The following is a 24,111-nucleotide window of genomic DNA, read 5'->3' as shown; positions in this document are numbered from 1 at the left end:
GGCTGAGGCACGCCGACGCACCGACCCGGGACGCGGCGCCGCCCCTCGCTCGTCCGCGAGCGAGGGCCGGCGTCGCGTCCGACCGAGAGACCGTGAGCACCGAGAACACCGCACCGCCCACCGCGAGGGCCTCGTCCCCGCGTCCCACCTCGACGCGCCGGAGGCGGCTGTTCGCCATGCTCGCCGCGGTCGCCGTCGTCGCCTACGCCAGCGACCAGGTCACCAAGGCCGTCGCCCTCGCGACCCTGGCCGACGGCAGCCCCCGGCCGTTCATCGGCGAGGTCATCCGTTTCAAGCTCATCGGCAACCCAGGGGCGGCGCTGTCGCTCGGGGCGAGCAACACGTGGGTCATGACCGGCATCGCGCTCGCGGTGCTTGTCGCCATCGTCGTCGTCGCCCGCGACCTCGGCTCCCGCTCGTGGGCCCTGGCCCTCGGGCTCCTGCTCGGGGCGGCCGTCGGCAACCTCACCGACCGGTTCGTCCGGCCGCCCGGCGGTGGTCAGGGGCACGTCGTCGACTTCATCGACTACAACCGTTGGTTCATCGGGAACGTGGCCGACATCTGGATCGTCGGCGCGGCCTGCCTCGTCGTGATCCTGGCCATGCTCGGCATCGGCGTCGACGGGCGACGTGAGCGGGACAAGCGCGCCGCCGAGGCGGCCGACGCGCCCGAGGCGGCAGAGGCGGCAGAGGCGGCCGAGGCGGCCGAGGCGTCGGGTCGGGAGCGCGGCGATGACTGAGGCGCTGCCCGTGGGGGAGGCCCGCACCGTCCTCGTGCCCGACGGGCTCGAGGGCGAACGCGTCGACTCCGGCGTGTCCCGGCTCTTCGGGGTGTCCCGGACCAAGGCCGCCGAGCTGGCCTCGGCGGGGCACGTCGCCCTGTCCGGCAGGTCGGTCGGCAAGTCGGAGCGTCTCGTGGCCGGGGCGATGCTCGAGGTGTCGTTGCCGCGGGCGGAGGCCAGCCCCAGCCTGCAGGTCGTCGCCGAACCCGTGCCGGGCATGCGCATCATCCACGACGACGACGACCTCGTCGTCGTCGACAAGCCGGTCGGCGTCGCCGCCCACCCGAGCCTCAACTGGACCGGGCCCGACGTCGTCGGGGGCCTCGCCGCGGCCGGCTACCGCATCTCGACGTCAGGTGCTCCCGAGCGGCAGGGCATCGTCAGCCGGCTCGACGTCGGCACGTCCGGACTCATGGTCGTGGCGAAGAGCGAGTACGCCTACAGCCGGCTCAAGCACCTGTTCCGCAGCCGGCAGGTCGACAAGACCTACCACACGCTCGTCCAGGGCCTGCCCGACCCGCTCGTCGGCACGGTCGACGCGCCGATCGGGCGGCGACCGGGCGCCGAGTTCAAGTTCGCCGTCATGAGCACGGGCAAGCCCTCGGTGACCCACTACGAGGTGCTCGAGGCGTTCCGGCACGCGAGCCTCCTCGAGATCCATCTCGAGACCGGGCGCACGCACCAGATCCGGGTCCACCTGGCCGCGCTCCACCACCCGTGCTGCGGTGACCCCCTCTACGGTGCCGACCCCAGGCTCGCGGCCCGGCTCGGCCTCGACCGGCAGTGGCTGCACGCCGTCGGCCTCGGCTTCGAGCACCCCGGTACGGGTGAGTACGTCCACTTCGAGAGCCCCTACCCGGACGACCTCCAGCACGCCCTCGACGTCGCCGCGACGTTCTGAGAGCCTCAGCTTCGACCGGAGCGTGAAGGTCGGGGCGGGCTCTGCCGGGGTGAGCTGCCCTGGTCCGGGTCGGTCGAGAAGCCGACCGGCTCCGGACGCGGGGGTGCTCCGGCGTCGCCCGCGGCGGAGGGGTGCCGCGGGGAGCGGAGGCGCCGCAGCGTCGGGACACCGGCGAGGCCCGTGACCACGCCGACGAGGAGCGCGAGCCCGGCCAGCCCTGCCGTCGCCGCCCGGCCGAGCCCGGCTGTGCCCGTGGCCGGCGCGGATGCCGTGGCAGGCGTGGCGGTCGAGCGTGACGGGGCAGCCGCGCCCCGGGGCGCGTCACCGAGGACACCGAGCGAGCGGAGCGTCCGCAGCAGCAGCGCGGAGTCGGCCGGGCGGTGGCGCACCGACGGGATCGAGAAGAGGTCCTCGGTGCCGTTGGTGCTCATCGCGGTCTCGACCCACACCTCGTTCCCGTCGATGACGACGCCGTCGATGCGCCACGGCGTGACGTCGTGGATGAGCCACGTCAGGCGCAGGGTCGTGCCCATGAACGATGCCGTCGCGGTGCGCTCCCCGCGCGGCGGGTCGTACGGCGAGAGCGCTCGCTCGAGGTCGGCGTAGACGGGGCTGCCGGTCAGGGCCGCCGCGGCCCTGGAGCCGGCGTACTGGACGACGATCACCGACGTGGGTCCTCCGGCCGAGGCCGGGGCCGCGGCGCCGACGAGCACGACGAGCATCGCGACCGCAGTGGCGGCGGCGGCGGACAGCACGGCTGGGATGCGCGGTCTCTTCACGGTTTCCTCCTCGGGCGGGCCCGGCGGCGTCCGGGCGTCAGTACGTCAACACCGCCGGAGCACCGTCGGTTCGGGTCGGGGTCGCGGGGCCCTTCAGCCGGCCGAGCCGGCGACGCGCAGCGCCGTGGCGAGGTCGGCCGGCCCCTCGAGCCGGTACGTCACCTCGCCACCCGGGGAGGGAACCACCCAGACGAGCGTCGGACCGGCGAGGCGCGGCTGCTCGGCATGCGTGCTGCCGGAACGGTCCACCCACTCGATGCGGTGCGCGGAACCGAACCACAGCGCGTCGTGGCCCGACACCCGGGTCGGTGTGACGGCGTCCCACACCGTCTTGAGGTAGCCCCACGACAGCGACCCGACGAAGACGTCGAGGCGCGTCGGCACGCCGTTCGTCGCCGTACGGGGTCCCCACGCCAGCTCGACGACCCGCCCGCCGTGGGCGAGGACGACCGTGTCGGGCTGCCCCAGGGCAGCCGGGACCGCGACCGGTGCGCCGACGGCGCGCGCGGCCGCCTCGAGCGTCACCGGCGTGCCCGACGCCGTGGCCGTCCCGGACCCGGCCGACGAGGTGGGCCGCGGGGAGTCCGGCGCCGAGGCGCTGGGGCGCGGCACCTCGCGGACGACGACGCCGCCCAGGCGCAGCAGCTCGACCACCGCTGCCCGGACCGGCGGCACCAGGGCGAGCGCCAGGGTGACGGCCGCTGCCACGGCCCAGGCCAGCCGACGCCGCGCCGGTCGGGGGCGACCGAGCCCTTCCGCGGGCGCGGTGACCCGCGCGAGGACCGACGCGGCGAGGTCCTCTCGTGGAGGGTCGGTCACGAGGAGCCGGCCGAGCTCGAGGAGCTCGCGCTCCAGCCCGGAGCCCGGATCCGGTCCCGTGCGGTGGTGCGGCTCAGGCATCGGTGAGCACCTCCCGGAGGGCGGCGAGGGCGCGGTGCAGCCGTGACTTGACGGTGCCCGCGGGCACGTCGAGCACCGTGGCCGTCTCGGCCTCGGACAGCTCGAGCAGGTAGCGGCACGTCACGACCTCTCGCAGGTCGAGGGGCAGGGCGTCGAGGGCCTCGAGCAGACCGGCGCGGCGGTCGGCGCCCACGGCCGCCTCGGCGGGATCGACCGGGTCGCCGCGGCCCCCCTCCGCGGCCTCTCGGACGGCGACCCGCAGCTCGCGCAGCGCGCGACGGGACCGGCCGCGCAGCGCGTTGCGGGTCTCGTTGACGACGATCCGCAGCAGCCACGGCCGGAACCCGGCGCCGTCCCGGAACCGGGGCAGCGCCGCATAGGCCTTGACGAACGCCTCCTGGACCACGTCGTCGGCCTCGTCCCCGGCGCCGGACAGCACGGCGAGCCGTTTGGCGACGGGGGCGTGCCGCACGACGAGGACCGCGTACGCACCGGGGTCGCCGGCGCGCACCCGAGCCAGGGCCGCGGCCTCCTCGGCGGCGTGGTCGGCGGCGTGGTCGGAGGCACGGCCGGCGGCGTCCTCGGCGGCAGCCCCTGCCGGCCTGCCGCCCGGGTCCCCGGACCTGTCCGTCCTGCGGTCGATCGTGCTGATCCCTGTCTCCATCCGCTCGGCGGGGGCTGCGGACCCGACCATCGTCGCGCCCCGACGTGTCCTCTACACCGCGGCGCGCCGGTCGGTTCGCGGGCCACCGGCACGAGCGGCCGGGACACCCGTCGTCGGACCTCGTGCGACACGTCGGGCGACGCGCCGGGGCCGTCGGTGGCCGGGCTTAGACTCGTCCACGATGTCGAGCCAGCCCGCCCCGCGCAACGACCAGAGCTTCGTGCACCTGCACGTGCACACGGAGTACTCGATGCTCGACGGGGCGGCGCGCATCGGCGACCTGTTCTCCGAGGCGGCGCGGATGGGCATGCCGGCCCTCGCCACCACCGACCACGGCTACATCTTCGGTGCGTACGAGTTCTGGAAGAAGGCCCAGGGCACCGGCGTCAAGCCGATCATCGGCGTCGAGGCCTACATCACGCCGGGCACCCACCGCACCGACCGCACCAAGGTCAGCTGGGGCGACGGCGGCCGCGACGACATCTCCGGCAGCGGCGCGTACACGCACATGACGATGCTCGCCGAGAACAACGAGGGCATGCACAACCTCTTCCGCATGTCCTCGATCGCGAGCCTGGACCAGGTGTACACGAAGTGGCCGCGCATCGACCGCGAGCTGCTCTCGACGTACGGCAAGGGCCTCATCGTCACCACGGGCTGCCCCTCGAGCGAGATCCAGACCAAGCTGCGCTTCGGCATGTACGACGACGCGCGCGAGGTCGCCGGGGAGCTGCGCGACATCTTCGGCGCCGACAACGTCTTCGTCGAGCTCATGGACCACGGCCTCGAGATCGAGCGGCGCACGCAGAAGGACCTCATCCGCCTGGCGCGCGACCTCGGCCTGCCGCTCGTCGCGACGAACGACCTGCACTACACGCGCGCGGAGGACGCCAAGGCGCACGCCGCGCTGCTGTGCGTCCAGTCCGGCTCGACGCTCATGGACCCCAACCGGTTCAAGTTCGACGCCGACGACTTCTACCTCAAGTCGGCCCAGGAGATGCGCCACCTCTGGCGCGAGCTGCCCGAGGCCTGCGACAACACGCTGCTCATCGCCGAGCGCTGCGAGGTGTCCTTCACCGAGGGCGAGGGACGCTTCATGCCGCGCTTCCCGTGCCCCGAGGGCGAGGACGAGACGTCGTGGTTCATCAAGGAGGTCGAGACCGGCCTCCAGCGCCGCTTCCCCGAGGGGGTGCCCGACTACGCCCGCAAGCAGGCGGCCTTCGAGGAGGACGTCATCGTCTCCAAGGGCTACCCGGGCTACTTCCTCGTCGTCGCCGACTTCATCAACTGGGCCAAGCGCAACGGCATCCGCGTCGGCCCGGGCCGCGGCTCGGGTGCCGGCTCGATGTGCGCCTACGCCATGGGCATCACCGACCTCGACCCCGTGCCGCACGGCCTCATCTTCGAGCGGTTCCTCAACCCCGAGCGCATGTCGATGCCCGACTTCGACGTCGACTTCGACGAGCGCCGGCGCGGTGAGGTCATCCGGTACGTCACCGAGAAGTACGGCTCGGAGCGCGTCGCGCAGATCGTCACGTACGGCACCATCAAGGCCAAGCAGGCGGTCAAGGACGCCGCCCGGGTCATGGGCCACCCGTTCAGCGTCGGTGAGCAGCTGACCAAGGCGATGCCACCGGACGTCATGGGCAAGGGCGTGCCGCTCGCCGAGATCTACAACCCCGAGCACAAGCGCTACAACGAGGGCGTCGACTTCCGGGCGCTCGTGCAGACCGAGACCCACTTCCAGGAGGTCGTCGACACCGCCAAGGGCCTCGAGGGCCTCAAGCGCCAGTGGGGCGTGCACGCGGCCGGCGTCATCATGAGCAGCGAGCCGCTCATCGACGTCATCCCGATCATGAAGCGGCTGCAGGACGGCCAGGTCATCACCCAGTTCGACTACCCGAGCTGCGAGTCGCTCGGCCTGGTCAAGATGGACTTCCTCGGCCTGCGCAACCTGACGATCCTCGACGACGCCATCGAGAACATCAAGACCAACCGCGACGAGGACATCGACCTCGACGCCCTGTCCAAGGACATGACCGACGCGGCCACCTACGAGCTGCTCGGTCGCGGCGACACCCTCGGCGTCTTCCAGCTCGACGGCGGCGGCATGCGTGCCCTGCTGCGCCTCATGCAGCCCGACAACTTCGAGGACATCTCCGCCGCCCTCGCGCTCTACCGGCCCGGGCCGATGGGCGTCAACGCGCACACCAACTTCGCCCTGCGCAAGAACGGCAAGCAGGAGCTCATCCCCCTCGACCCCCAGCTGAAGGGCAAGCTCCAGCCGGAGATGGTCGAGGCGCTCGAGCCCATCCTCGGCATGACCTACGGCCTGGTCATCTACCAGGAGCAGGTCATGGAGATCGCCCAGAAGCTGGCCGGCTACACGCTCGGCAACGCCGACCTGCTCCGGCGGGCCATGGGCAAGAAGAAGAAGGAGGTGCTCGACGCCGAGTACGTGCCCTTCTCCGAGGGCATGAAGGCCAAGGGGTTCAACGAGGCCTCGATCGCCGCCCTCTGGGGCGTCCTCGTCCCGTTCTCCGACTACGCGTTCAACAAGGCGCACACCGCCGCCTACGGGCTCGTGTCGTACTGGACCGCCTACCTCAAGGCCAACTACCCGGCCGAGTACATGGCCGCCCTGCTGACGAGCGTGCGCGACGACAAGGACAAGTCGGCGCTCTACCTCAACGAGTGCCGCCACATGGGCATCAAGGTGCTGCCGCCCGACGTCAACGAGTCGGTCGCCAACTTCGCCGCCGTCGGTACCGACATCCGCTTCGGCCTGGCCGCCATCCGCAACGTCGGCACGAACGTCGTCGACAAGATCGTCGAGGCCCGCGAGAACAAGGGCACGTTCGCCTCGTTCAAGGACTTCCTCGACAAGGTCGACGCCGTCGTGTGCAACAAGCGCACCATCGAGTCGCTCATCAAGGGCGGCGCCTTCGACTCGCTCGGCGAGAGCCGTCGCGGCCTCGTCGAGGTGCACGAGCGCTACGTCGACGCGCTCGTCGACGTCAAGAAGCAGCAGGCCATCGGCCAGGACAGCCTCTTCGCCTCGTTCGGCTTCGGTGACGCCGACGGGGACGGCGCGGGGGTCGACCCGTTCGCCGGCCTGCCACCGGTCCCCCCGAGCGAGTGGGACAAGTCCACGCTGCTGTCCTTCGAGCGCGAGATGCTCGGCCTCTACGTGTCCGACCACCCGCTCTTCGGCATCGAGCACATCCTGTCGGCGCACGCCGACACCCCGATCGCCTCGCTCCTCGGTGAGGACGCCAAGCCCGACGGCACGCCGGTGACGGTCGCGGGCCTCATCACCAGCCTGCAGCTCAAGCGCACGAAGAAGGGCGACCTGTGGGCCATCGCGACCGTCGAGGACCTCGACGGGGCGATCGAGTGCCTCTTCTTCCCCTCCTCGTACATGACGTACTCGACGATGCTGGCCCAGGACACCGTGTGCGCCGTCAAGGGTCGCGTCAGCGCGCGTGACGACTCGATCTCGATCTTCGCCCAGGAGCTGACGATCCCCGACATCAAGGAGGGCCCGCGCGGCCCCGTCGTCGTCACCCTGCCGCTCGGTCGCGCGACGCCCGCCGTCGCCGAGAGCCTCAAACGGGTCCTCGGCGAGCACCCCGGCGCCACCGAGGTGCAGGTCAAGCTGACCCAGCCGGGGCGGTCGGTGCTCATGTCGCTCGACGACTCGCTGCGGGTCACCGCCACGTCGGCGCTCTTCGGCGACCTCAAGGCCCTGCTCGGGCCGGCCTGCCTCGGTTGAGGCACCGGGCCGGCGTCGGGGGAGTGGGGGCAGCGTGAAGGTCGCGGACCGGCGCCGGCTGCGTCGCGCCCGGCTCGCCGCGCTCGGCCTGGCCCCCACGCTCGGCGACGCGTCGACGTCCGTGAGCGCGCTCGAGGTGACCCGCCGTCTGGGGGCGCTGCAGGCGCAGGACTACGGCAGCGGGGCCTGGTCGCTCGGCGTGCGCTCGGGCCTGACGCTGGAGCAGGTCGAGGAGGCGGTGCACCGGCGCGAGGTCGTGCGCACGTGGCCGATGCGCGGCACGATCCACTGGGTGCCGGCCGAGGACGCCCGGTGGATGTGCCGGCTGCTCGCGACCCCCCTAGGCACCGCGCTCGCCACCCGCTACCGGCAGCTCGGCATCACCGACGAGCACGTCGACCGCGCCGGGCAGCTCTTCGAGGAGCACCTGACCGGGCCGATGAGCCGTCCGGACGTCATCGCGCTCCTCGTCGAGCACGGCTTCGACCCCACCGAGCAGCGGGCCTACCACCTCGTCGGGCACCACTGCATGACGGGCCTGCTCTGCCAGGGACCGGTCATCGGCCGGCAGCCGAGCTTCGTCCTCGTCGACAGCTGGGTTCCGCACTCCCGCAAGCCGTCCCGCGAGGAGGGGCTGGCCACGATGGCCGAGCGCTACGTGCGCGGCCACGGGCCCGTCATCGAGAAGGACCTCGCCGGCTGGCTGCTCAAGCCGCTGGGCCTGACGCGTGAGGCGCTCGCTCTCGTCGAGGACCGCCTCGTCCGCGACGAGGTCGACGGCCAGGTGTGGCTGACGCACGTCGACGCGTGCGGTGCCGTCGACGTCGCCTCGACACCCTTGGGGCACGGTGGCGTCCACCTTCTCCCGCAGTGGGACGAGTTCCTCCTCGGCTACAAGTCCCGCGACGTCAGCCTGCCTCCCGAGCACCTCCGGCGCGTCGTGCCCGGTCGCAACATGGTGTTCAAGCCGACGCTGGTCGTCGACGGCGAGGTGGCCGGCACGTGGCGGCGGGTCGCCACCGGGCGAACCACCCTCCTCGAGGTCACCCCCTTCGGTCCGCTCTCGACGGCCACCCGTCGGGGGCTCGAACGAGCGGCCGGCGGGTACGGCCGCTTCCTCGGTGCCGACGTGGAGCTCCGGCTCGTCACCGACCCCGAGGCGGCGCAGGACGCCGTGGCGGGGGAGCGCTGAGTGGCACGCGGAGGCATCCCGCCCGCACCGCTGCCGCCCCGGCACGGCGTCGACGCCCAGCGCATCCGGATGCCCCAGTCCGGGTCGTGGGCAACGCTGCGTGACCACCTCGTCGAGCGGCTCGCGCCCGGGCTGCCGGCCGCCGAGGTCGACCGCAAGCTCGCAGCCGGTGAGGTCGTCGACGCGTCCGGGACCGCCGTCGCACCCGACGCCCCGTTCGTGCCGCGCTCGGTCGTCTGGACCCACCGCGACCTGCCCACGGAGCCTCCCGTGCCGTTCGACATCGAGGTGCTGCACCGCGACGAGCGCATCGTCGTCGTCGACAAGCCACACTTCGTCTCCACCATGCCGCGTGGGCGGCACGTCGTGCAGAGCGCGTTGGCCCGCACGCGCGTCGAGACCGGCCTCGACCGGCTGACCCCGGCGCACCGGCTCGACCGGCCCACGGCCGGGGTGCTGCTCCTCACGACCGAGCAGCGGTGGCGCGGGCCCTACCAGCAGGTCTTCGCGGCGGCCCTGGCGCACAAGGAGTACCTCGCCGTGGCCCCGCTCCGTCCCGAGCTCGGGTCCCCCTTCGTCCGGCGCACCCACCTCGTCAAGGAGCACGGCACCCACCAGGCCCGCGAGGTGCCCGGTGCCCCGCCGAACGCCGAGACGCATGTCGAGCTGCTCGACGTCGCCGGCGGGCTCGGCCTCTACCGCCTCGTGCCGCGCACCGGCCGCACCCACCAGCTGCGCTGCCAGCTGGTGGGTCTCGGCATCCCCATCGTCGGCGACCCGCTCTACCCGGTGGAGGTCGACGTGGCCGACGGGGACTTCTCGTCGCCGCTGCAGCTGCTCGCGGCGGTCCTCGCCTTCCGCGACCCGGTCGACGGCAGCCCCCGACGCTTCGTGACGCGCCGCCGCCTCGAGGCGTGGCCGGGACCCTGGCCGGTCCTCTGAGCCGGGGACTCCCGCTCGCCGCCGAACCGTCACGAACCGGGCGCATCGCTCGACGCGCCACGGGGGCCTGCCCGGTCTAGGGTGACCCCGACCGTGCGCACGAGCCGGTCTCCAGGGAGGACTCACATGCTGTCATCACGACCGACCCTGCGTCGGGTCGCGGGGGCCACCGCCACCGCCCTCGCCGTCGGTGTCGTTCCGTTCGTCGTCGCGCCGAGCGCGTCGGCGGCCCCGACCGAGCTTTTCATCAGCGAGTACGTCGAGGGCTCGAGCAACAACAAGGCCCTCGAGCTGTACAACGGCACCGGGGCCCCCGTCGACCTCGGCGCGGGCAACTACAACGTCCAGGTCTTCGCCAACGGCGCCACCGCGGCCACGTCGACGACCAACCTGTCCGGCACGGTCGCGGGCGGCGACGTCTTCGTGCTGGCCAACACCTCGGCCAACGCCGCGATCCTCGCGGCAGCAGACCAGACGACCGGGAACGCCAGCTGGAACGGTGACGACGCCGTCGTGCTGCGCAAGGGCAGCACGGTGCTCGACGTCCTCGGCCAGGTCGGCTTCCGTCCTACGAACGAGTGGGGTTCCGGCCTGACGTCCACGATGGACAACACACTGCGCCGCAAGGCCGCCGTCCTTGTCGGCGACCCCGACGGCACCGACGCCTTCGACCCGTCGGTCCAGTGGGACGGCTACGCCGTCGACACCGTCGACGGCCTGGGCGCACACTCCATCGACAGCGGCCCGGCGCCCGACGCCGCACCGACCGTCACGACCTCGACCCCGGCCGACGGCGCATCGGGCATCGCCCCGACGGCCCCGCTGTCGGTGACCTTCTCCGAACCGGTGGCCCTCGGGGAGGGCGCGTTCGCCCTGGCCTGCACCTCGGGCGGCGACCGCACCGTCATCGCCTCCGGCGGCCCCACCGCGTACACGGTGACGCCCACCGAGGCGCTCCCGACCGGCGACTCGTGCACCCTGACGGTCAGGGCCTCGGCGGTGTCCGACGCCGACACGGTCGACCCGCCGGACGCGATGCCCGCAGACACGGTCGTCCGCTTCACGACGGCTGCGGCCAACCCGTGCGAGGCGCAGACCACGCCGATCCCCGTCATCCAGGGCAGCGGCGCGACCGTCGCCCGCACCGGCACGGTGACGACCCGCGGCGTCGTCGTCGGCGACTACGAGGGTGCCTCGCCGAACCTGCGCGGCTTCTTCCTCCAGGACCCCGCCGGTGACCACGACCCCGCCACCTCCGACGGCATCTTCGTCTTCGAGGGCAGCAATGCCAACGCCGTCAAGCTCGGTGACCTCGTCACCGTCACCGGCACGGCGAGCGAGAACCAGGGACAGTCGCAGATCAGCGTCGGCACCGTCACCGTCTGTGCGAGCAACCAGACGGTGGCGCCGACCGACGTCTCGTTCCCGGTGTCGAGCGACACCGCCCTCGAGCGCTACGAGGGCATGCTCGTGCGCGTCCCCCAGCCGATGAGCGTCACCGAGCACTTCCAGCTCGGACGCTTCGGCCAGGTGACGCTCTCGGCGGACGGGCGCCTGGCCCAGCCGACCAACGTCGTCGCGCCCGGCGCCGACGCGGCGGCGCTGCAGGCCTCGAACAACCTGCGCAAGATCGTCCTCGACGACGCGAGCCAGGTCCAGAACCCCGACCCCATCGTCTTCGCGCGTGGCGACCAGCCGCTCTCGGCGGCCAACACGCTGCGCGGCGGCGACACGGTGACCGGGCTGACGGGCGTGCTCAGCTACACGTGGGGCGGCACCGCCGCGAGCCCGAACGCCTACCGGATCCGTCCGCTCGGCGCGATGGGTGGCTCGGCCCGCTTCGAGGCGGTCAACCTCCGTCCCGAGTCGGTCCCGGCCGTCGACGGCCATGTCCGCGTCGTCGGCATGAACCTGCTCAACTTCTTCAACACCCTCGACACGACGGGCAACAACTGTCGCGGTGGACTGCAGGGAGCGGTCATGGACTGCCGCGGGGCCAACACCGCCACGGAGTTCGACCGCCAGTGGCACAAGACCGTCGCCGCCGTGAGCGGCACCGGCGCCGACGTCGTCGCGTTCATGGAGATGGAGAACGACGGCTACGGCACCGACAGCGCCGAGCGCTTCCTCGTCGACCGGCTCAACGAGAAGGACGGCGCCGGCACGTGGGCGTTCGTCGACGCCGACGCCCGCACCGGCCAGGTCGACGCCCTCGGCACCGACGCCATCAAGGTGGGCATGCTCTACAAGCCGGCCGCGGTGACGCCGGTCGGCACGACGGCGGCGCTCAACAGCGACGAGTTCGTCACCGGCGGTGACAGCGCGCCGCGCAACCGTCCCTCGCTCGCGCAGGCGTTCCGCGACAACACCACCGGTGGCGTCTTCGTCGCCGTCGCGAACCACCTGAAGTCGAAGGGCTCCGCGTGCGACAGCCCCGACACGGGCGACGGCCAGGGCAACTGTGCCGCGGTGCGCACCAAGGCGGCCCAGCTGCTGTCCGACTGGCTCGCCACCGACCCGACCCGAACCGGTGACGACGACGTGCTGCTCCTCGGCGACATGAACTCCTACGCCAAGGAGGACCCGATCGCGATGTTCGAGTCGAAGGGGTTCACCAACCTCATCGCGGCCCGCAACGGCGCCGAGGCGTACTCGTACGTGTTCGACGGCCAGTGGGGCTACCTCGACCACGCGCTCGGCTCGGCGTCCCTGTCGCGCCAGGTGACCGGCGTCGCCGACTGGCACGTCAACGCCGACGAGCCGTCGGTGCTCGACTACAACACCGAGTTCAAGTCGGCGAGCCAGGTCGCGAGCCTCTACAGCCCCGACCAGTTCCGCATCTCCGACCACGACCCGGTGGTCGTCGGTCTCGACCTGACCAACGCGGCCCCGGTCGTGACGTCCGTGACGGGCCCGTCGGGTGCCACGTCGGTCGGTGCCACGGCGGCTGTCACGGCCTCGTTCACCGATGCCGACGCGCTCGACACCCACACGGCCACCGTCGCGTGGGGTGACGGCTCGACGACGTCCGGCACGGTCAGCGGCGGCACCGTCTCCGGTGACCACGCGTACACCGCAGCCGGGATCTACACCGTCACGGTCACCGTCCGCGACGAGTGGGGACACGGCGACAGCGGCACGACGACCGTCATCGTCTACGACCGCGCGGCCGGGTTCCTCACGGGCGGAGGCTGGTTCGTCTCGCCGCAGGGCGCCGTCACCGGCGACCCGTCGGCCACGGGCAAGGCGCAGTTCCAGCTGTCGGCGCAGTACGCGGCCGGCGCGAGCCGTCCCGACGGCTCCTTCACCCTGGCGACGCCGGGGTTGACGCTCGCCTCGACGCGCCTCGACTGGCTCGTCGTCACCGGTGACACCGCCCGTCTCGCCGGTCCGGCCACCGTCGGCGGCGTCCCCGGCTACCGCCTCGAGGTGACGGCCACCGACGCAGCGACCGACACGCTCCGCGTCGTCGTCCGCGATGCCTCCGGTGCGCTCGTCTACGACGGCGGCACCCGGCCCGTCCAGGGGCAGATCACGCTCCACTGAGCCCCTGACCCGCGAGGGCTGACCCCTCGCGCACCGACGCGAGCGCCCCGGAGCCCACGGCTCCGGGGCGCTCGCGCAGGCCGGTCCGTAGACTGCGCGGAATGCAGCGTCCTCCCGTCGCCCGTCGCGACCCGGTGTCCCGCGTCCACCACGGCGACACCTTCGAGGACCCGTACGCGTGGATGGCCGACCGCGACGGCTCCGAGCTGCGTGAGCTCCTCGCGGCCGAGAACGCGTACGCGATCGCCCGGACCGAGCACCTTCGGCCCCTCGCCGACCAGGTCTTCGAGGAGTTCCGCTCCCGCATCGAGGAGACCGACCTGTCGGTGCCCGTGCGCCACGACCGCTGGTGGTACTACTCGCGCACCATCGAGGGCGAGCAGTATGCCGTCGACGCGCGGGTCACCGTGGCCGACCACCCGCAGCGGCCGGCCCTCGCCGAGGGCAGGCCGCCCGCGGGAGAGCAGGTGCTCCTCGACGGCAACGCCGAGGCGCGTGGCCACGAGTTCTACGGCGTCGGCGCCAGCGAGGTCTCGCCGGCCGGCGACGTGCTGGCGTGGGCCGTCGACCTCGCCGGCGACGAGCGCTACGACGTCCGGGTGCGCCGCATCGAGGACGGCGAGCTGCTCGACGAGGCGGTCCGCGACACCGGCGGCTCGCTGGCGTGGTCGCTCGACGGCCGCTACCTCTTCTACACGCGCGTCGACGACGCGTGGCGCCCGCACCAGGTGTGGCGCCACGAGGTCGGCACCGACGCCGCTGCAGACGTCCTCGTGCACGAGGAGACCGACGAGCACTTCTACATCGGCGTCGGTGCCTCGCGGGACGACCGGTGGGTCGTCATCGCGATCTCCTCCAAGACCACGAGCGAGTTCCGGCTCCTCGACGCCGCGAGCCCGCTCGACCCGCCGCGCGTCGTCGCCGAGCGACGACAGGGCGTCGAGTACGACGTCGAGCCGTGGGGTGAGCAGCTGCTCGTCGTGCACAACGCCCGCCGCGTCAACTTCGAGCTGGCGGTCGCGCCGGTCACCTGCGCCTCGGCCGACGAGTGGGTGCCTCTCGACCTGACGACCGAGGACGAGTACGTCACGGGCGCAGAGGGTTTCGACGACTTCCTCGCAGTGTCGCTGCGACGCGAGGGGGGCACCGCCGTGCGGATCGTCCTCCGAGACCCCGAGGCCCCGAACGGCCTGGGCGAGGCCCACGACATCGCGGTCGGCGAGCCGATCGGCACGCTCGTCGTCGGAGCCAACCCCGAGTCGGCCACGCCGACCCTCCAGGTCGTCCACGAGTCGCTCGTCACCCCGCGCACGATCGAGGACTACGACGTGCGCACGCGGCGGTTCACGCTGCTCAAGCGGCAGCACGTGCGCGGCGACGTCGACCTGACGCGCTACCGCCAGCGCCGCGAGTGGGCGACCGCCCCCGACGGCACTCGCGTACCGATCTCGGTCGTGCACCGCGACGACGTCGCGGCCGACGGCAGCGCGCCCGGGCTGCTGCACGCCTACGGCGCCTACGGCATCCCGAGCGACCCGTGGTTCTCGGTGCTGCGGCTGTCCCTGCTCGACCGTGGCTGGGTCTTCGCCGTCGCGCACGTGCGCGGCGGTTCGGAGATGGGACGGTCCTGGTACGACGACGGCAAGCTCGAGGCCAAGCCGAACACGTTCACCGACTTCGTCGCCTGTGCGGACCACCTCGTCGAGTCCGGGATCGTCGCGCCCGACCGCCTTGCCGCAGAAGGCGGTTCGGCAGGTGGCCTGCTCATGGGCGCCGTCGTCAACCAGGCTCCCGGGCGGTTCCGGTTCGTCCACGCGCAGGTGCCGTTCGTCGACGCGCTGACCACGGTGCTCGACCCGAGCCTGCCGCTGACCGTCGTCGAGTGGGAGGAGTGGGGCAACCCGCTCGAGGACCCGGCCGCCTACGCGCTCATGAAGGGCTACACGCCGTACGAGAACGTGCGCCCGGGGGCACACCCGAGCCTGCTCGTCACGACGAGCCTCAACGACACCCGCGTCTACGTCACGGAGCCGGCCAAGTGGGTGGCCGCCATCCGCCACGCCGACGCGCAGCTGCCGGCGGGCGCAGAGCCACCCCAGGTGCTCTTCCGCACCGAGATGGTGGCCGGCCACGGTGGGCGCTCCGGCCGCTACGACACCTGGCGGCAGTGGGCCTGGGAGACGGCCGTCCTCATCGACCAGACGACGTGAGAGCGCGTCGCCGGTCCTCGCGGTCCGGCGCCGGTCACTGCCCCCAGATCGCCGTGACCCACTCCGGGTGGTCGACGAACGGGTTCCGGTTGTGCTGCCACGTGTCGAAGATGACCTCGTTGCGGCGCTTCTCGAAGGCGTCGGGCGGGTCCTGCAGGTTCCACTGCCGCAGCACCGACAGCCGGCCGATCGCGGGCGCGGTGCCGTTGCCGACGAGGTCGTTCGGCTCGAGGTCGGCGAAGCCGTCCCCGCCGTCCCAGCGCACCGCCATGTAGAAGATCATCCGGGCCACGTCGCCCTTGACGGCGTCGCGCGGCTGGAACGAGTCACCGTCGCTGAGGCAGCCGGTGCACTGGGCCACCGCCGACCCGCCGTTGTCGAAGTCGAGGTTGCCGCGGGTGCTGTTGACCGTGACGTCCTCGGGGCGCAGGTGGTGCACGTCCGTGCCGGGCCCGTTGACCGTGCCGAAGTCGCCGTGGCTCTTGGCCCAGACGTGCTCACGGTTCCACTGGTCGACGCCGCCGCCGTTGTCGGACTTGGCGATCGAGCGACCCGAGTAGACCTCGATGACGTTGTCGGGGTTGTTCGGGTCCTGGTCGGTGTCCTTGAGCGCCGTCCAGACCTGGTCGTAGCTCAGCGTCGTGACGCCGCTGGAGATGATCCGGTGCAGCTCGGTGTGCAACGCGGAGCCCGTCTTGCCGACCGCCGACGCGTAGTAGGTCGAGTCGTACGGACTCGTCGTGCCGGTCGGAGCCGGGGTCGTGCTCGTCGTCGGGACCGTGGTCGTCGGCGACCCGCTGAAGGCGAAGGCCGTGGTTCCCGTCATGCCGGGATGGGAGAAGTACGCCGACAGCGAGCCGGTGACGTCGACCTGGCGGCCCATGAGCGAGGGGTTGCTGCGCAGGCCCCACTGGGGGCGGAACGCCGACGGGATCTGCACGTAGAGCATCCGGGTCGTGCCGGTCTCCGAGGCGGTGTCGGCGATGGCCAGCGCGTAGTCGTTGGGGAAGCCGGACCGCACGACGGTGCTCGTCGCGGTCGGCTGGCCGACGACGTAGCCGCGCACGGTCGCCGAGCGCCCGTCCTGGGCCCCGACGGCCTGCGAGACGGTGAGCGGTGCGGCGGCGGCCAGCCCGGCCGGTGCGGGTGCGTGCGCGACGCGCGGCGTCCCCGACGCGGGAGCGCCGGACGCGCTCGAGGCGGCCGTGAGCGCGATGGATGCCGGGACGATGCCGACGGCGAGGCCGAGCACGGCGGCGCCGATCCGGCGCCGGCGAAGAACGATGGGCACGGGTTCTCCTGGGTGTGGGAGCGAGAGTCGCTGACGGGGTGGGTCGCGGGCCCGGCCGGACGCTCGCGTGGACGACTCGGAGGAACAGCGACCAGGAGGTCGTGGGCGCCCGGCCGGGACGCTCCGAGCGTGGCGGAGGCCGGGGCGCGCTGGGGTCTGGCGGGGGTCTGGCGTTGGCCAGCGGTGGTTCAGGATTGGACAGCCAGGACGGGCGCAGCGGCGGCTGCGACCCGCACCCTGAGACGCTGCGGGGGCACCGGCAGGCGCCTCCTAGACTGGTGACCCATGATGTCCACCCTCGACCTGCGCGGACGCACGCTCGACGTGCGCTTCCTGCGCGGTGCCCTTCCCCGAGCCGAGTTCGACGTCACGGCGGCCCTCGAGCAGGTGCGGCCGATCTGTGAGGACGTCGAGCATCGGGGCGCCGCGGCGCTGCGCGACCTGGGGGAGCGGTTCGACGGCGTCCGCCCCACCCACCTGCGGGTGCCGGTGGCCGTCCTGCAGGCGGCGCTGGAACACCTCGAGCCGGACCTGCGCGCAGCGCTCGAGGAGGCCGTCCGGCGGGCCCGCCTCGTGCACGCCGACCAGCGCCGCACCGACACCACGACGCGTGTCGTGCCCGGCGGCACCGTCACCGAGCGCTGGGTCCCGGTCGACCGCGTCGGCCTCTACGTGCCCGGTGGCCTCGCCGTCTACCCGAGCAGCGTCGTCATGAACGTCGTGCCCGCGCAGCTGGCCGGCGTCAGCTCGCTCGCCGTCGCCTCGCCGCCGCAGCGCGAGAACACCGGCGAGTTCGCCGGCTACCCCAACCCGACGATCCTCGCCACCTGCGCGTTGCTCGGCGTGGAGGAGGTCTACGCGGTCGGTGGGGCGCAGGCCGTCGCGATGTTCGCCCACGGCTTCACCGACGAGACGCCCGAGGGCGACACCGTCACGTGCGAGCCCGTGTCGATGGTCACCGGCCCCGGCAACATCTGGGTCGTCGCCGCCAAGCGCCTCCTCAAGGGGCTCATCGGCATCGACGCAGAGGCCGGTCCCACCGAGATCGCCGTGCTGGCCGACGACTCCGCCGACCCCGAGCACGTCGCCGCGGACCTCGTCAGCCAGGCCGAGCACGACCCGCTCGCGGCCTCCGTGCTCGTCACCGACAGCGAGGAGCTCGCCGAGGCGACCCGCGCCGCGCTCGCGCGCCGGGTGCCGGCGACCAAGCACGCGGAACGCGTCAGGGAGGCGCTCGAGGGCACGCAGTCGCGCATCGTCCTCGTCGACGACGTCGACGCGGGGCTCGAGGTCGTCAACGCCTACGCCGCCGAGCACCTCGAGATCCAGACCCGCGACGCCGCCGACGTCGCGGCCCGGGTGCGCAACGCCGGTGCCGTCTTCGTCGGCCCGTACGCGCCGGTGAGCCTCGGCGACTATGCGGCCGGGTCCAACCACGTGCTGCCGACCGCGGGCTGCGCCTGCCACAGCAGTGGGCTGTCGGTGCAGTCGTTCCTGCGCGGCATCCACGTCGTCGACTACGACGAGGCGGCCCTGCGCGACGTCGCACGTCACGTCGTCACGCTCGCCCAGGCCGAGGACCTGCCGGCGCACGGCGAGGCCGTCACCGCGCGCTTCGGCGACGAGGTGCCCCGGTGACCGCGGCAACCGGAGGCGACGAGGTCGCGCGTCTGCTGCGCCCAGACCTGCGCGGGCGCACCGCGTACGGTGCGCCACAGCTCGACGTGCCCGTCCGGCTCAACACGAACGAGAACTCCTACCCGGTGCCCGAGCCCGTCGTCGAGGCCATCGTCGCCGCGCTCGCTGCCGACGTCCGCGACCTCAACCGCTACCCGGACCGCGACTTCACCGAGCTGCGCAAGGCGCTGACCGCCTACCTCGAGAAGCAGTCGGGGGTCACCGTCACCCCCGAGCAGGTGTGGGCCGGCAACGGCTCCAACGAGGTGCTCTCGCACGTGGTGCAGGCCTTCGGCGGCCCGGGCCGGGTGGCGCTGGGGTTCACGCCCAGCTACTCCATGCATCCGATCATCAGCGAGACCCTCGGCACCACCTGGGTCGACGGCCTGCGCGGCACCGGCACCTTCGACCTCACGCCCGAGTCGGCCGCCGAGCAGGCCCGGCAGCACCGCCCGTCGGTCGTCTTCCTCTGCTCGCCGAACAACCCGACCGGCACCGCGCTGCCGTTCGAGGTCATCGGTGCGGTGCTCGACGCCGCCCCGGACGCGATCGTCGTCGTCGACGAGGCGTACGCCGAGTTCGCCCGCCCCGGAACCCGATCGGCCCTGACGCTGCTCGCCGGGCACCCGCGCCTGGTGGTGACCCGCACGATGAGCAAGGCGTTCGCCTTCGCCGGCGGACGCCTGGGCTACCTCGTCGCCGCCCCGGAGGTCGTCGACGCGCTGCGGCTCGTGCGACTGCCCTACCACCTCTCGACCCCGACGCAGACGATCGCCCGCGTCGCCCTCGAGCACGCCGACGTCATGCTCGGCACCGTCGAGGTCATCAAGCACCAGCGCGACCGCATCGTCGAGCGCCTCGCCGAGCTCGGCGCCACGCCGGTGGCCAGCGACAGCAACTTCGTCCTCTTCGGCGGCCTGGCCGACGAGAAGGCCACGTGGCAGGCCCTGCTCGACGCCGGTGTCCTCGTGCGCGACGTCGGCATCGCCCACCACCTGCGCGTCACGGCGGGTGACCCCGACGAGACGACGGCCTTCCTCGACGCGTTCGCCCGCCTCGCCCCCACCCACCTGAGCAGCCAGACCGGCGTGACCGGCCAGACCAGCCAGACCAGCCAGGAGCCGCCCGCATGAACCGCACCGCGACGATCTCCCGCTCCACCTCCGAGTCCTCCGTCGAGCTCACCCTCGACCTCGACGGGACCGGCGTCGCCGAGGTCTCGACGGGCGTGCCGTTCTACGACCACATGCTCGCCTCGCTGGCCAAGCACTCGCTCATCGACCTCACCGTCAAGGCGACCGGCGACGTCGAGGTCGACGTGCACCACACCGTCGAGGACACCGCCATCGTCCTCGGTCAGGCACTGCGCGAGGCCCTCGGCGACAAGTCCGGCATCTCGCGCTTCGGCGACGCCACGGTTCCGCTCGACGAGGCGCTCGCGCAGGCGGTCGTGGATGTCGCGGGACGGCCCTACGTCGTCCACGAGGGCGAGCCGGAGGGCCAGCAGTACGCGCTCATCGGCGGCCACTTCACCGGGTCGATGACGCGCCACGTCCTCGAGTCCTTCGCCTACAACGCCGGCCTGTGCCTCCACGTGCGCGTCCTCGCCGGCCGCGACCCGCACCACATCGTCGAGGCGCAGTTCAAGGCCGTGGCCCGCGCCCTGCGCGCCGCCGTGGCCCGCGACCCCCGCGTCGTCGGCATCCCGAGCGCCAAGGGAGCCCTGTGACGGCCGGCGCCCCGGGCGTCGGGAGCACCCGTCGCGACGTCGTCGTCCTCGACTACGGAAGCGGCAACGTCCGCTCGGCGGTGCGCGCCCTCGAACGCGTCGGCGCCAGCGTCACCCTGACGGCCGACCCGGTCGCCGCCCTGGAGGCCGACGGCCTGTTCGTCCCCGGCGTCGGCAACTTCCACGCGTGCATGGCCGGACTCGCGGCCGCGCACGGACCCCGGGTCATCGGCCGGCGCATCAGCGGCGGCCGACCCGTGCTCGGCGTCTGCGTCGGCATGCAGGTCCTGTTCGACGGCTCGACCGAGCCGTCCGCCGCACCCCTGGAGGGTCTGGGGGAGTGGCCCGGCACCGTCGAGCGGCTCCCGGCCGACGTCGTGCCGCACATGGGCTGGTCCGAGGTCGACGCCGCCGCCGGGTCGCGCCTGTTCGCCGGCGTCGAGCACGAACGGTTCTACTTCGTGCACTCCTACGCGGTGCAGCGCTGGACGCTCGAGGCCACCGGGGCCTTCGAGCGGGTGGCCCCGCACGTGACGTGGGCGGAGCACGGGGCGCGGTTCGTCGCGGCGGTCGAGAACGGACCGCTCTGCGCGACCCAGTTCCACCCGGAGAAGTCCGGAGACGCCGGGGCCCACCTGCTGGAGAACTGGGTCCGCAGCCTGTGACCGACCGGGCCCCGCTGCCGAGCAGCAGCCCGCCACCCCCGCACGACGCCGAGGAGATCCCAGCCGTGACCCAGTCACCCCAGAACGACCAGCCGCGCCTCGAGCTGCTGCCCGCGGTCGACATCGCGGGCGGTCAGGCCGTCCAGCTCGTCCAGGGCGTCGCCGGCACCGGCGGCCAGTTCGGTGACCCGTGGGAGGCCGCGAAGGCCTGGCAGGACCAGGGCGCCGAGTGGATCCACCTCGTCGACCTCGACGCCGCCTTCGGGCGCGGCAGCAACCGCGACCTCATCGCCTCGATCGTCGGTCGCCTCGACCTGCGGGTGGAGCTGTCCGGTGGCATCCGCGACACGCCCTCCCTCGAGGCGGCCCTCGCCACGGGATGCCGGCGCGTCAACATCGGCACCGCCGCCCTCGAGGACCCCGAGTGGACGGCCTCGGTCATCGCCGAGCACGGCGACCGTGTCGCGATCGGGCTCGACGTGCGGGGCACGACCCTGGCCGCGCGCGGCTGGACCCGCGACGGCGGCGACCTGTGGGACGTCCTCGACCGGCTCGACCGAGAAGGCTGCGCGCGGTACGTCGTCACCGACGTGCAGAAGGACGGCATGCTCCAGGGCCCGAACACCGACCTGCTCCGCGAGGTGTGCGGGCGCACCGACCGACCCGTCGTCGCGAGCGGCGGCGTCTCGACCCTGGACGACGTCGCGGCCATCCGCGCCCTCGTCGACGTCGGCGTCGAGGGCGCGATCATCGGGTCGGCGCTCTACCGGGGCGCCTTCACCCTCCCGGAGGCGCTCGACGTCGCGGGCCGGCCCGAGGCCCGCCCGTGAGCCGGCCCCCCGCTGCCTTCCACGACGCCGCGGGACGGCCGTCCGACTCAGCCGGGCAGGCGTGGGAGGGCAAGTCGATCCCCAGCCACGGGTTCGCCGGTGACACCGGCGCGGCCGATGCCGCGCTCCTCGCGGCCGTCGAGGCCGCACGGACGGCACCGACGCCGCAGGCCGAGCAGGCGCTCGTCGCAGCCGTCGCCGCGGCGCGGTGGCTCGTGCCCGTCGTCGCGGTGGCGACCGAGGTCGACGAGACGGGCGAGCACGCCACCGACACCCGCAGCGACATGGCCGCCGTCACGCTGACGGCCCCGGACGGCTCGCGCGCGCTGCCCGTCTTCTCCTCGCTCGCCAGCCTCTCCGAGTGGGACGCCGCCGCCCGACCGGTGCCCGTCCCGGCCTCGTCCGCGGCACAGGCCGCGATCTCCGAGGAGTGCCAGGTCCTCGTCGTCGACGTCGCCAGCCCGCACGCCACGGTCCTGCGTCCGAGCATGCTCTGGGCGTTGGCACAGCAGCGGCCGTGGGTACCGAGCCACGCCGACCCCCACGTCGCCGCCGCGGTCGAGGCGGCGGTCGCGGGCGAGCCTGACGTCGCCGCACACCGCCTCGAAGCGGGGGAGCCCGCAGGTGCGGGCGTCCTGAGGGTCGTCCTGGCCCTGCGCGCGGGTCTCGGGGCCGACGAGGTCGGTGCCGTCGCGACGCGCATCGGCGAGCGCATCGCGACCGACGGCGAGACGCGTGCGAGGATCGATGCCCTGACGTTCGCGCTCGAGCCCGCGGGCTGAGCGACGCGTCGGCGGCCGGTCACCGGGCAGCGTCACGGGTGTCGGGAGCGTCGGCGGGGGCTCGCGCGTTCGTCGGGTAGGACGAGCGACATGCAGTCAGTGACGAAGGGAGCGTCGGTGCCCGGAGGACCAGGCGGCGCGAGCGGACCCCTCGGCTTCATCGCCGACCCGGCCCTCGACGCCCAGCGCCGCCACGACCTGCGCCGGATGAGGGTGCTGGCCACGGGCCTGCTCGGCCTCGCGGCGGTCGTCTACCTGCTCACCCGCGGGCAGGCCGACGGTGTCCTCGGGTTCGTCAACGCGGGCGCCGAGGCCTCCATGGTCGGTGCGTGCGCGGACTGGTTCGCGGTCACGGCGCTCTTCCGCCACCCGCTCGGGCTGCCGATCCCGCACACGGCCCTCATCCCGCGCAAGAAGGAGATGATCGGGCGCAGCCTCGAGGAGTTCGTCAGCGAGAACTTCATGCGCGAGGACATCATCCGCGAGCGGGTCCTCGACGCCGAGCCGACGCGTCGCGCCGCGGAGTGGGTGCTCGGTCCCGGCCACGCCAGGCGTCTCGTCGACGAGGTGGCCACCGTCACGGTCCACGCGCTGCACCGGATTCCCGACGAGGACGTCCGGGCCGTCATCGAGCTGGCCGTGCTGCCGCGGCTCAAGCAGGAACCGGTCAGCTCGCTGGCCGGTGGCCTGCTCGACCAGGTCGTGCGGGACGAGGCGCACGTCGCGCTCGTCGACCTCGTCCTCGACGAGCTGCGGGCCTGGCTCGTCGACAACGAGGACCTCTTCGAGGCGCTCATCACCCAGCGCGCGCCGTCGTGGGTCCCCGACGCCATCAACGACATCGTCGCCCGCAAGGTCCACGTCGAGGCGCTCAAGTGGCTGGCCGACATCCGCAACGACCCGCGCCACGACGTCCGACTGGCCCTGGACAAGCTGCTCGTCGACCTCGCCGACGACCTCCAGCACGACCCGGTGACGCAGGCCAAGGCCGAGCGGCTCAAGGAGCGGCTCCTGTCGCACCCGCAGGTGCCCGACACCGCGATGGCGCTGTGGGCCTCGCTGCGGTCGGTCGTCGTGTCGGCCCTCGAGGACGTGGACGGCCCGGTCCGCACCCGCGCCGTCAAGGAGGTCACCGGCCTCGCCGAGCGGCTCCTCGCCGACAGGGCCATCCGCGACCGGATCGACGCCCGCATCTGCGACGCCACGGTCTACGCCGTCGAGCGGTACGGCACCGAGGTGACCCAGGTCATCAGCCACACCATTGACCGGTGGGACGGCAAGGAGACCGCCGAGCGGGTCGAGCTCCAGGTGGGACGCGACCTCCAGTTCATCCGGATCAACGGCACCCTGGTCGGCGGCCTCATCGGCATGCTCATCCACGCCGTCTCGCTCCTCGTGCCCTGACCGCCTCGCCACACGCCCCCGTGGACGGTCGCGGCGGTCTGG

The 24,111-nt window shown here is 73.0% G+C and carries 18 protein-coding genes; 14 read left to right on the top strand and 4 right to left on the bottom strand.

Annotation, left to right across the window (positions count from 1 at the left end):
- Nucleotides 1–92 precede the first annotated feature (92 nt).
- Nucleotides 93–740 (top strand): signal peptidase II, encoded by a 648-nt coding sequence (locus tag AC1VM9_RS19345; protein WP_481344532.1) that lies wholly within the window; start codon nucleotides 93–95, stop codon nucleotides 738–740.
- Nucleotides 733–1,683: an RluA family pseudouridine synthase gene (locus tag AC1VM9_RS19340; protein ID WP_481344533.1), complete on the top strand. Its 951-nt coding sequence runs from the start codon at nucleotides 733–735 to the stop codon at nucleotides 1,681–1,683. Before AC1VM9_RS19345 ends, AC1VM9_RS19340 begins: the two co-directional genes overlap by 8 nt.
- A 5-nt stretch (nucleotides 1,684–1,688) precedes the next feature.
- On the opposite strand, the gene AC1VM9_RS19335 is transcribed toward AC1VM9_RS19340, so the two are convergent.
- From AC1VM9_RS19335 to AC1VM9_RS19325, 3 genes are all read right to left on the bottom strand, one after another.
- Nucleotides 1,689–2,462 carry a hypothetical protein gene (locus AC1VM9_RS19335; RefSeq protein ID WP_481344534.1) on the bottom strand — a complete coding sequence of 258 codons (774 nt, stop codon included), beginning with the start codon at nucleotides 2,460–2,462 and terminating at the stop codon, nucleotides 1,689–1,691.
- A gap of 93 nt (nucleotides 2,463–2,555) precedes the next feature.
- Nucleotides 2,556–3,362 (bottom strand): hypothetical protein, encoded by an 807-nt coding sequence (locus tag AC1VM9_RS19330; RefSeq protein ID WP_481344535.1) that lies wholly within the window; start codon nucleotides 3,360–3,362, stop codon nucleotides 2,556–2,558.
- Complete coding sequence (locus tag AC1VM9_RS19325) at nucleotides 3,355–4,056, bottom strand: RNA polymerase sigma factor (RefSeq protein WP_481344536.1); 702 nt, start codon at nucleotides 4,054–4,056, stop codon at nucleotides 3,355–3,357. The genes AC1VM9_RS19330 and AC1VM9_RS19325 overlap by 8 nt, the downstream gene beginning before the upstream one ends.
- Nucleotides 4,057–4,207: 151 nt before the next feature.
- Between AC1VM9_RS19325 and dnaE the strand changes: the two genes are divergently transcribed.
- From dnaE to AC1VM9_RS19300, 5 genes are all read left to right on the top strand, one after another.
- Entirely contained in the window at nucleotides 4,208–7,801 is a 3,594-nt protein-coding gene (gene dnaE / locus AC1VM9_RS19320) for a DNA polymerase III subunit alpha (RefSeq protein ID WP_481344537.1), read from the top strand.
- Between the two features lie 34 nt (nucleotides 7,802–7,835).
- A complete protein-coding gene (locus AC1VM9_RS19315; protein WP_481344538.1) occupies nucleotides 7,836–8,993 on the top strand; it encodes a winged helix DNA-binding domain-containing protein in 1,158 nt (385 codons plus the stop codon).
- On the top strand, nucleotides 8,994–9,935 hold the full coding sequence (locus AC1VM9_RS19310; RefSeq protein ID WP_481344539.1) for a pseudouridine synthase: 942 nt from the start codon (nucleotides 8,994–8,996) through the stop codon (nucleotides 9,933–9,935). It begins immediately after the preceding gene.
- A gap of 126 nt (nucleotides 9,936–10,061) precedes the next feature.
- Nucleotides 10,062–13,481 carry an ExeM/NucH family extracellular endonuclease gene (locus tag AC1VM9_RS19305; RefSeq protein WP_481344540.1) on the top strand — a complete coding sequence of 1,140 codons (3,420 nt, stop codon included), beginning with the start codon at nucleotides 10,062–10,064 and terminating at the stop codon, nucleotides 13,479–13,481.
- A gap of 101 nt (nucleotides 13,482–13,582) precedes the next feature.
- On the top strand, nucleotides 13,583–15,691 hold the full coding sequence (locus AC1VM9_RS19300) for a S9 family peptidase (RefSeq protein WP_481344541.1): 2,109 nt from the start codon (nucleotides 13,583–13,585) through the stop codon (nucleotides 15,689–15,691).
- A 34-nt stretch (nucleotides 15,692–15,725) separates the two neighbouring features.
- Here AC1VM9_RS19300 and AC1VM9_RS19295 read toward each other — a convergent pair whose 3' ends face one another.
- Nucleotides 15,726–16,982, bottom strand: a complete 1,257-nt coding sequence (locus AC1VM9_RS19295) for an endonuclease (protein ID WP_481344542.1) — start codon at nucleotides 16,980–16,982, stop codon at nucleotides 15,726–15,728.
- A gap of 285 nt (nucleotides 16,983–17,267) precedes the next feature.
- Between AC1VM9_RS19295 and hisD the strand changes: the two genes are divergently transcribed.
- The 7 genes from hisD (at nucleotide 17,268) to AC1VM9_RS19260 (ending at nucleotide 24,069) form a co-directional block, all read left to right on the top strand.
- Nucleotides 17,268–18,620, top strand: coding sequence for a histidinol dehydrogenase (gene hisD, locus AC1VM9_RS19290; protein ID WP_481344543.1), 1,353 nt, complete (start codon nucleotides 17,268–17,270; stop codon nucleotides 18,618–18,620).
- The gene (locus AC1VM9_RS19285) at nucleotides 18,617–19,792 is read left to right on the top strand and encodes a histidinol-phosphate transaminase (protein WP_481344544.1); all 1,176 of its coding nucleotides are present in this window, start codon (nucleotides 18,617–18,619) and stop codon (nucleotides 19,790–19,792) included. The genes hisD and AC1VM9_RS19285 overlap by 4 nt, the downstream gene beginning before the upstream one ends.
- Nucleotides 19,789–20,388 carry an imidazoleglycerol-phosphate dehydratase HisB gene (hisB, locus tag AC1VM9_RS19280; RefSeq protein ID WP_481344545.1) on the top strand — a complete coding sequence of 200 codons (600 nt, stop codon included), beginning with the start codon at nucleotides 19,789–19,791 and terminating at the stop codon, nucleotides 20,386–20,388. The genes AC1VM9_RS19285 and hisB overlap by 4 nt, the downstream gene beginning before the upstream one ends.
- Entirely contained in the window at nucleotides 20,385–21,053 is a 669-nt protein-coding gene (gene hisH, locus AC1VM9_RS19275; protein WP_481341089.1) for an imidazole glycerol phosphate synthase subunit HisH, read from the top strand. Before hisB ends, hisH begins: the two co-directional genes overlap by 4 nt.
- 65 nt (nucleotides 21,054–21,118) lie before the next feature.
- Nucleotides 21,119–21,883 (top strand): bifunctional 1-(5-phosphoribosyl)-5-((5-phosphoribosylamino)methylideneamino)imidazole-4-carboxamide isomerase/phosphoribosylanthranilate isomerase PriA, encoded by a 765-nt coding sequence (gene priA, locus AC1VM9_RS19270; protein ID WP_481347552.1) that lies wholly within the window; start codon nucleotides 21,119–21,121, stop codon nucleotides 21,881–21,883.
- Nucleotides 21,880–22,665, top strand: a complete 786-nt coding sequence (locus AC1VM9_RS19265) for an SseB family protein (protein WP_481341087.1) — start codon at nucleotides 21,880–21,882, stop codon at nucleotides 22,663–22,665. Before priA ends, AC1VM9_RS19265 begins: the two co-directional genes overlap by 4 nt.
- Nucleotides 22,666–22,782: 117 nt before the next feature.
- Nucleotides 22,783–24,069, top strand: a complete 1,287-nt coding sequence (locus AC1VM9_RS19260) for a DUF445 domain-containing protein (protein ID WP_483123733.1) — start codon at nucleotides 22,783–22,785, stop codon at nucleotides 24,067–24,069.
- Nucleotides 24,070–24,111 lie beyond the last annotated feature (42 nt).

The organism is Monashia sp. HAY1-11D (genome assembly GCF_056868035.1).
The sequence above is the reverse complement of the archived record's forward strand: the minus strand, read 5'-3'. Positions and strand labels throughout refer to the sequence as shown.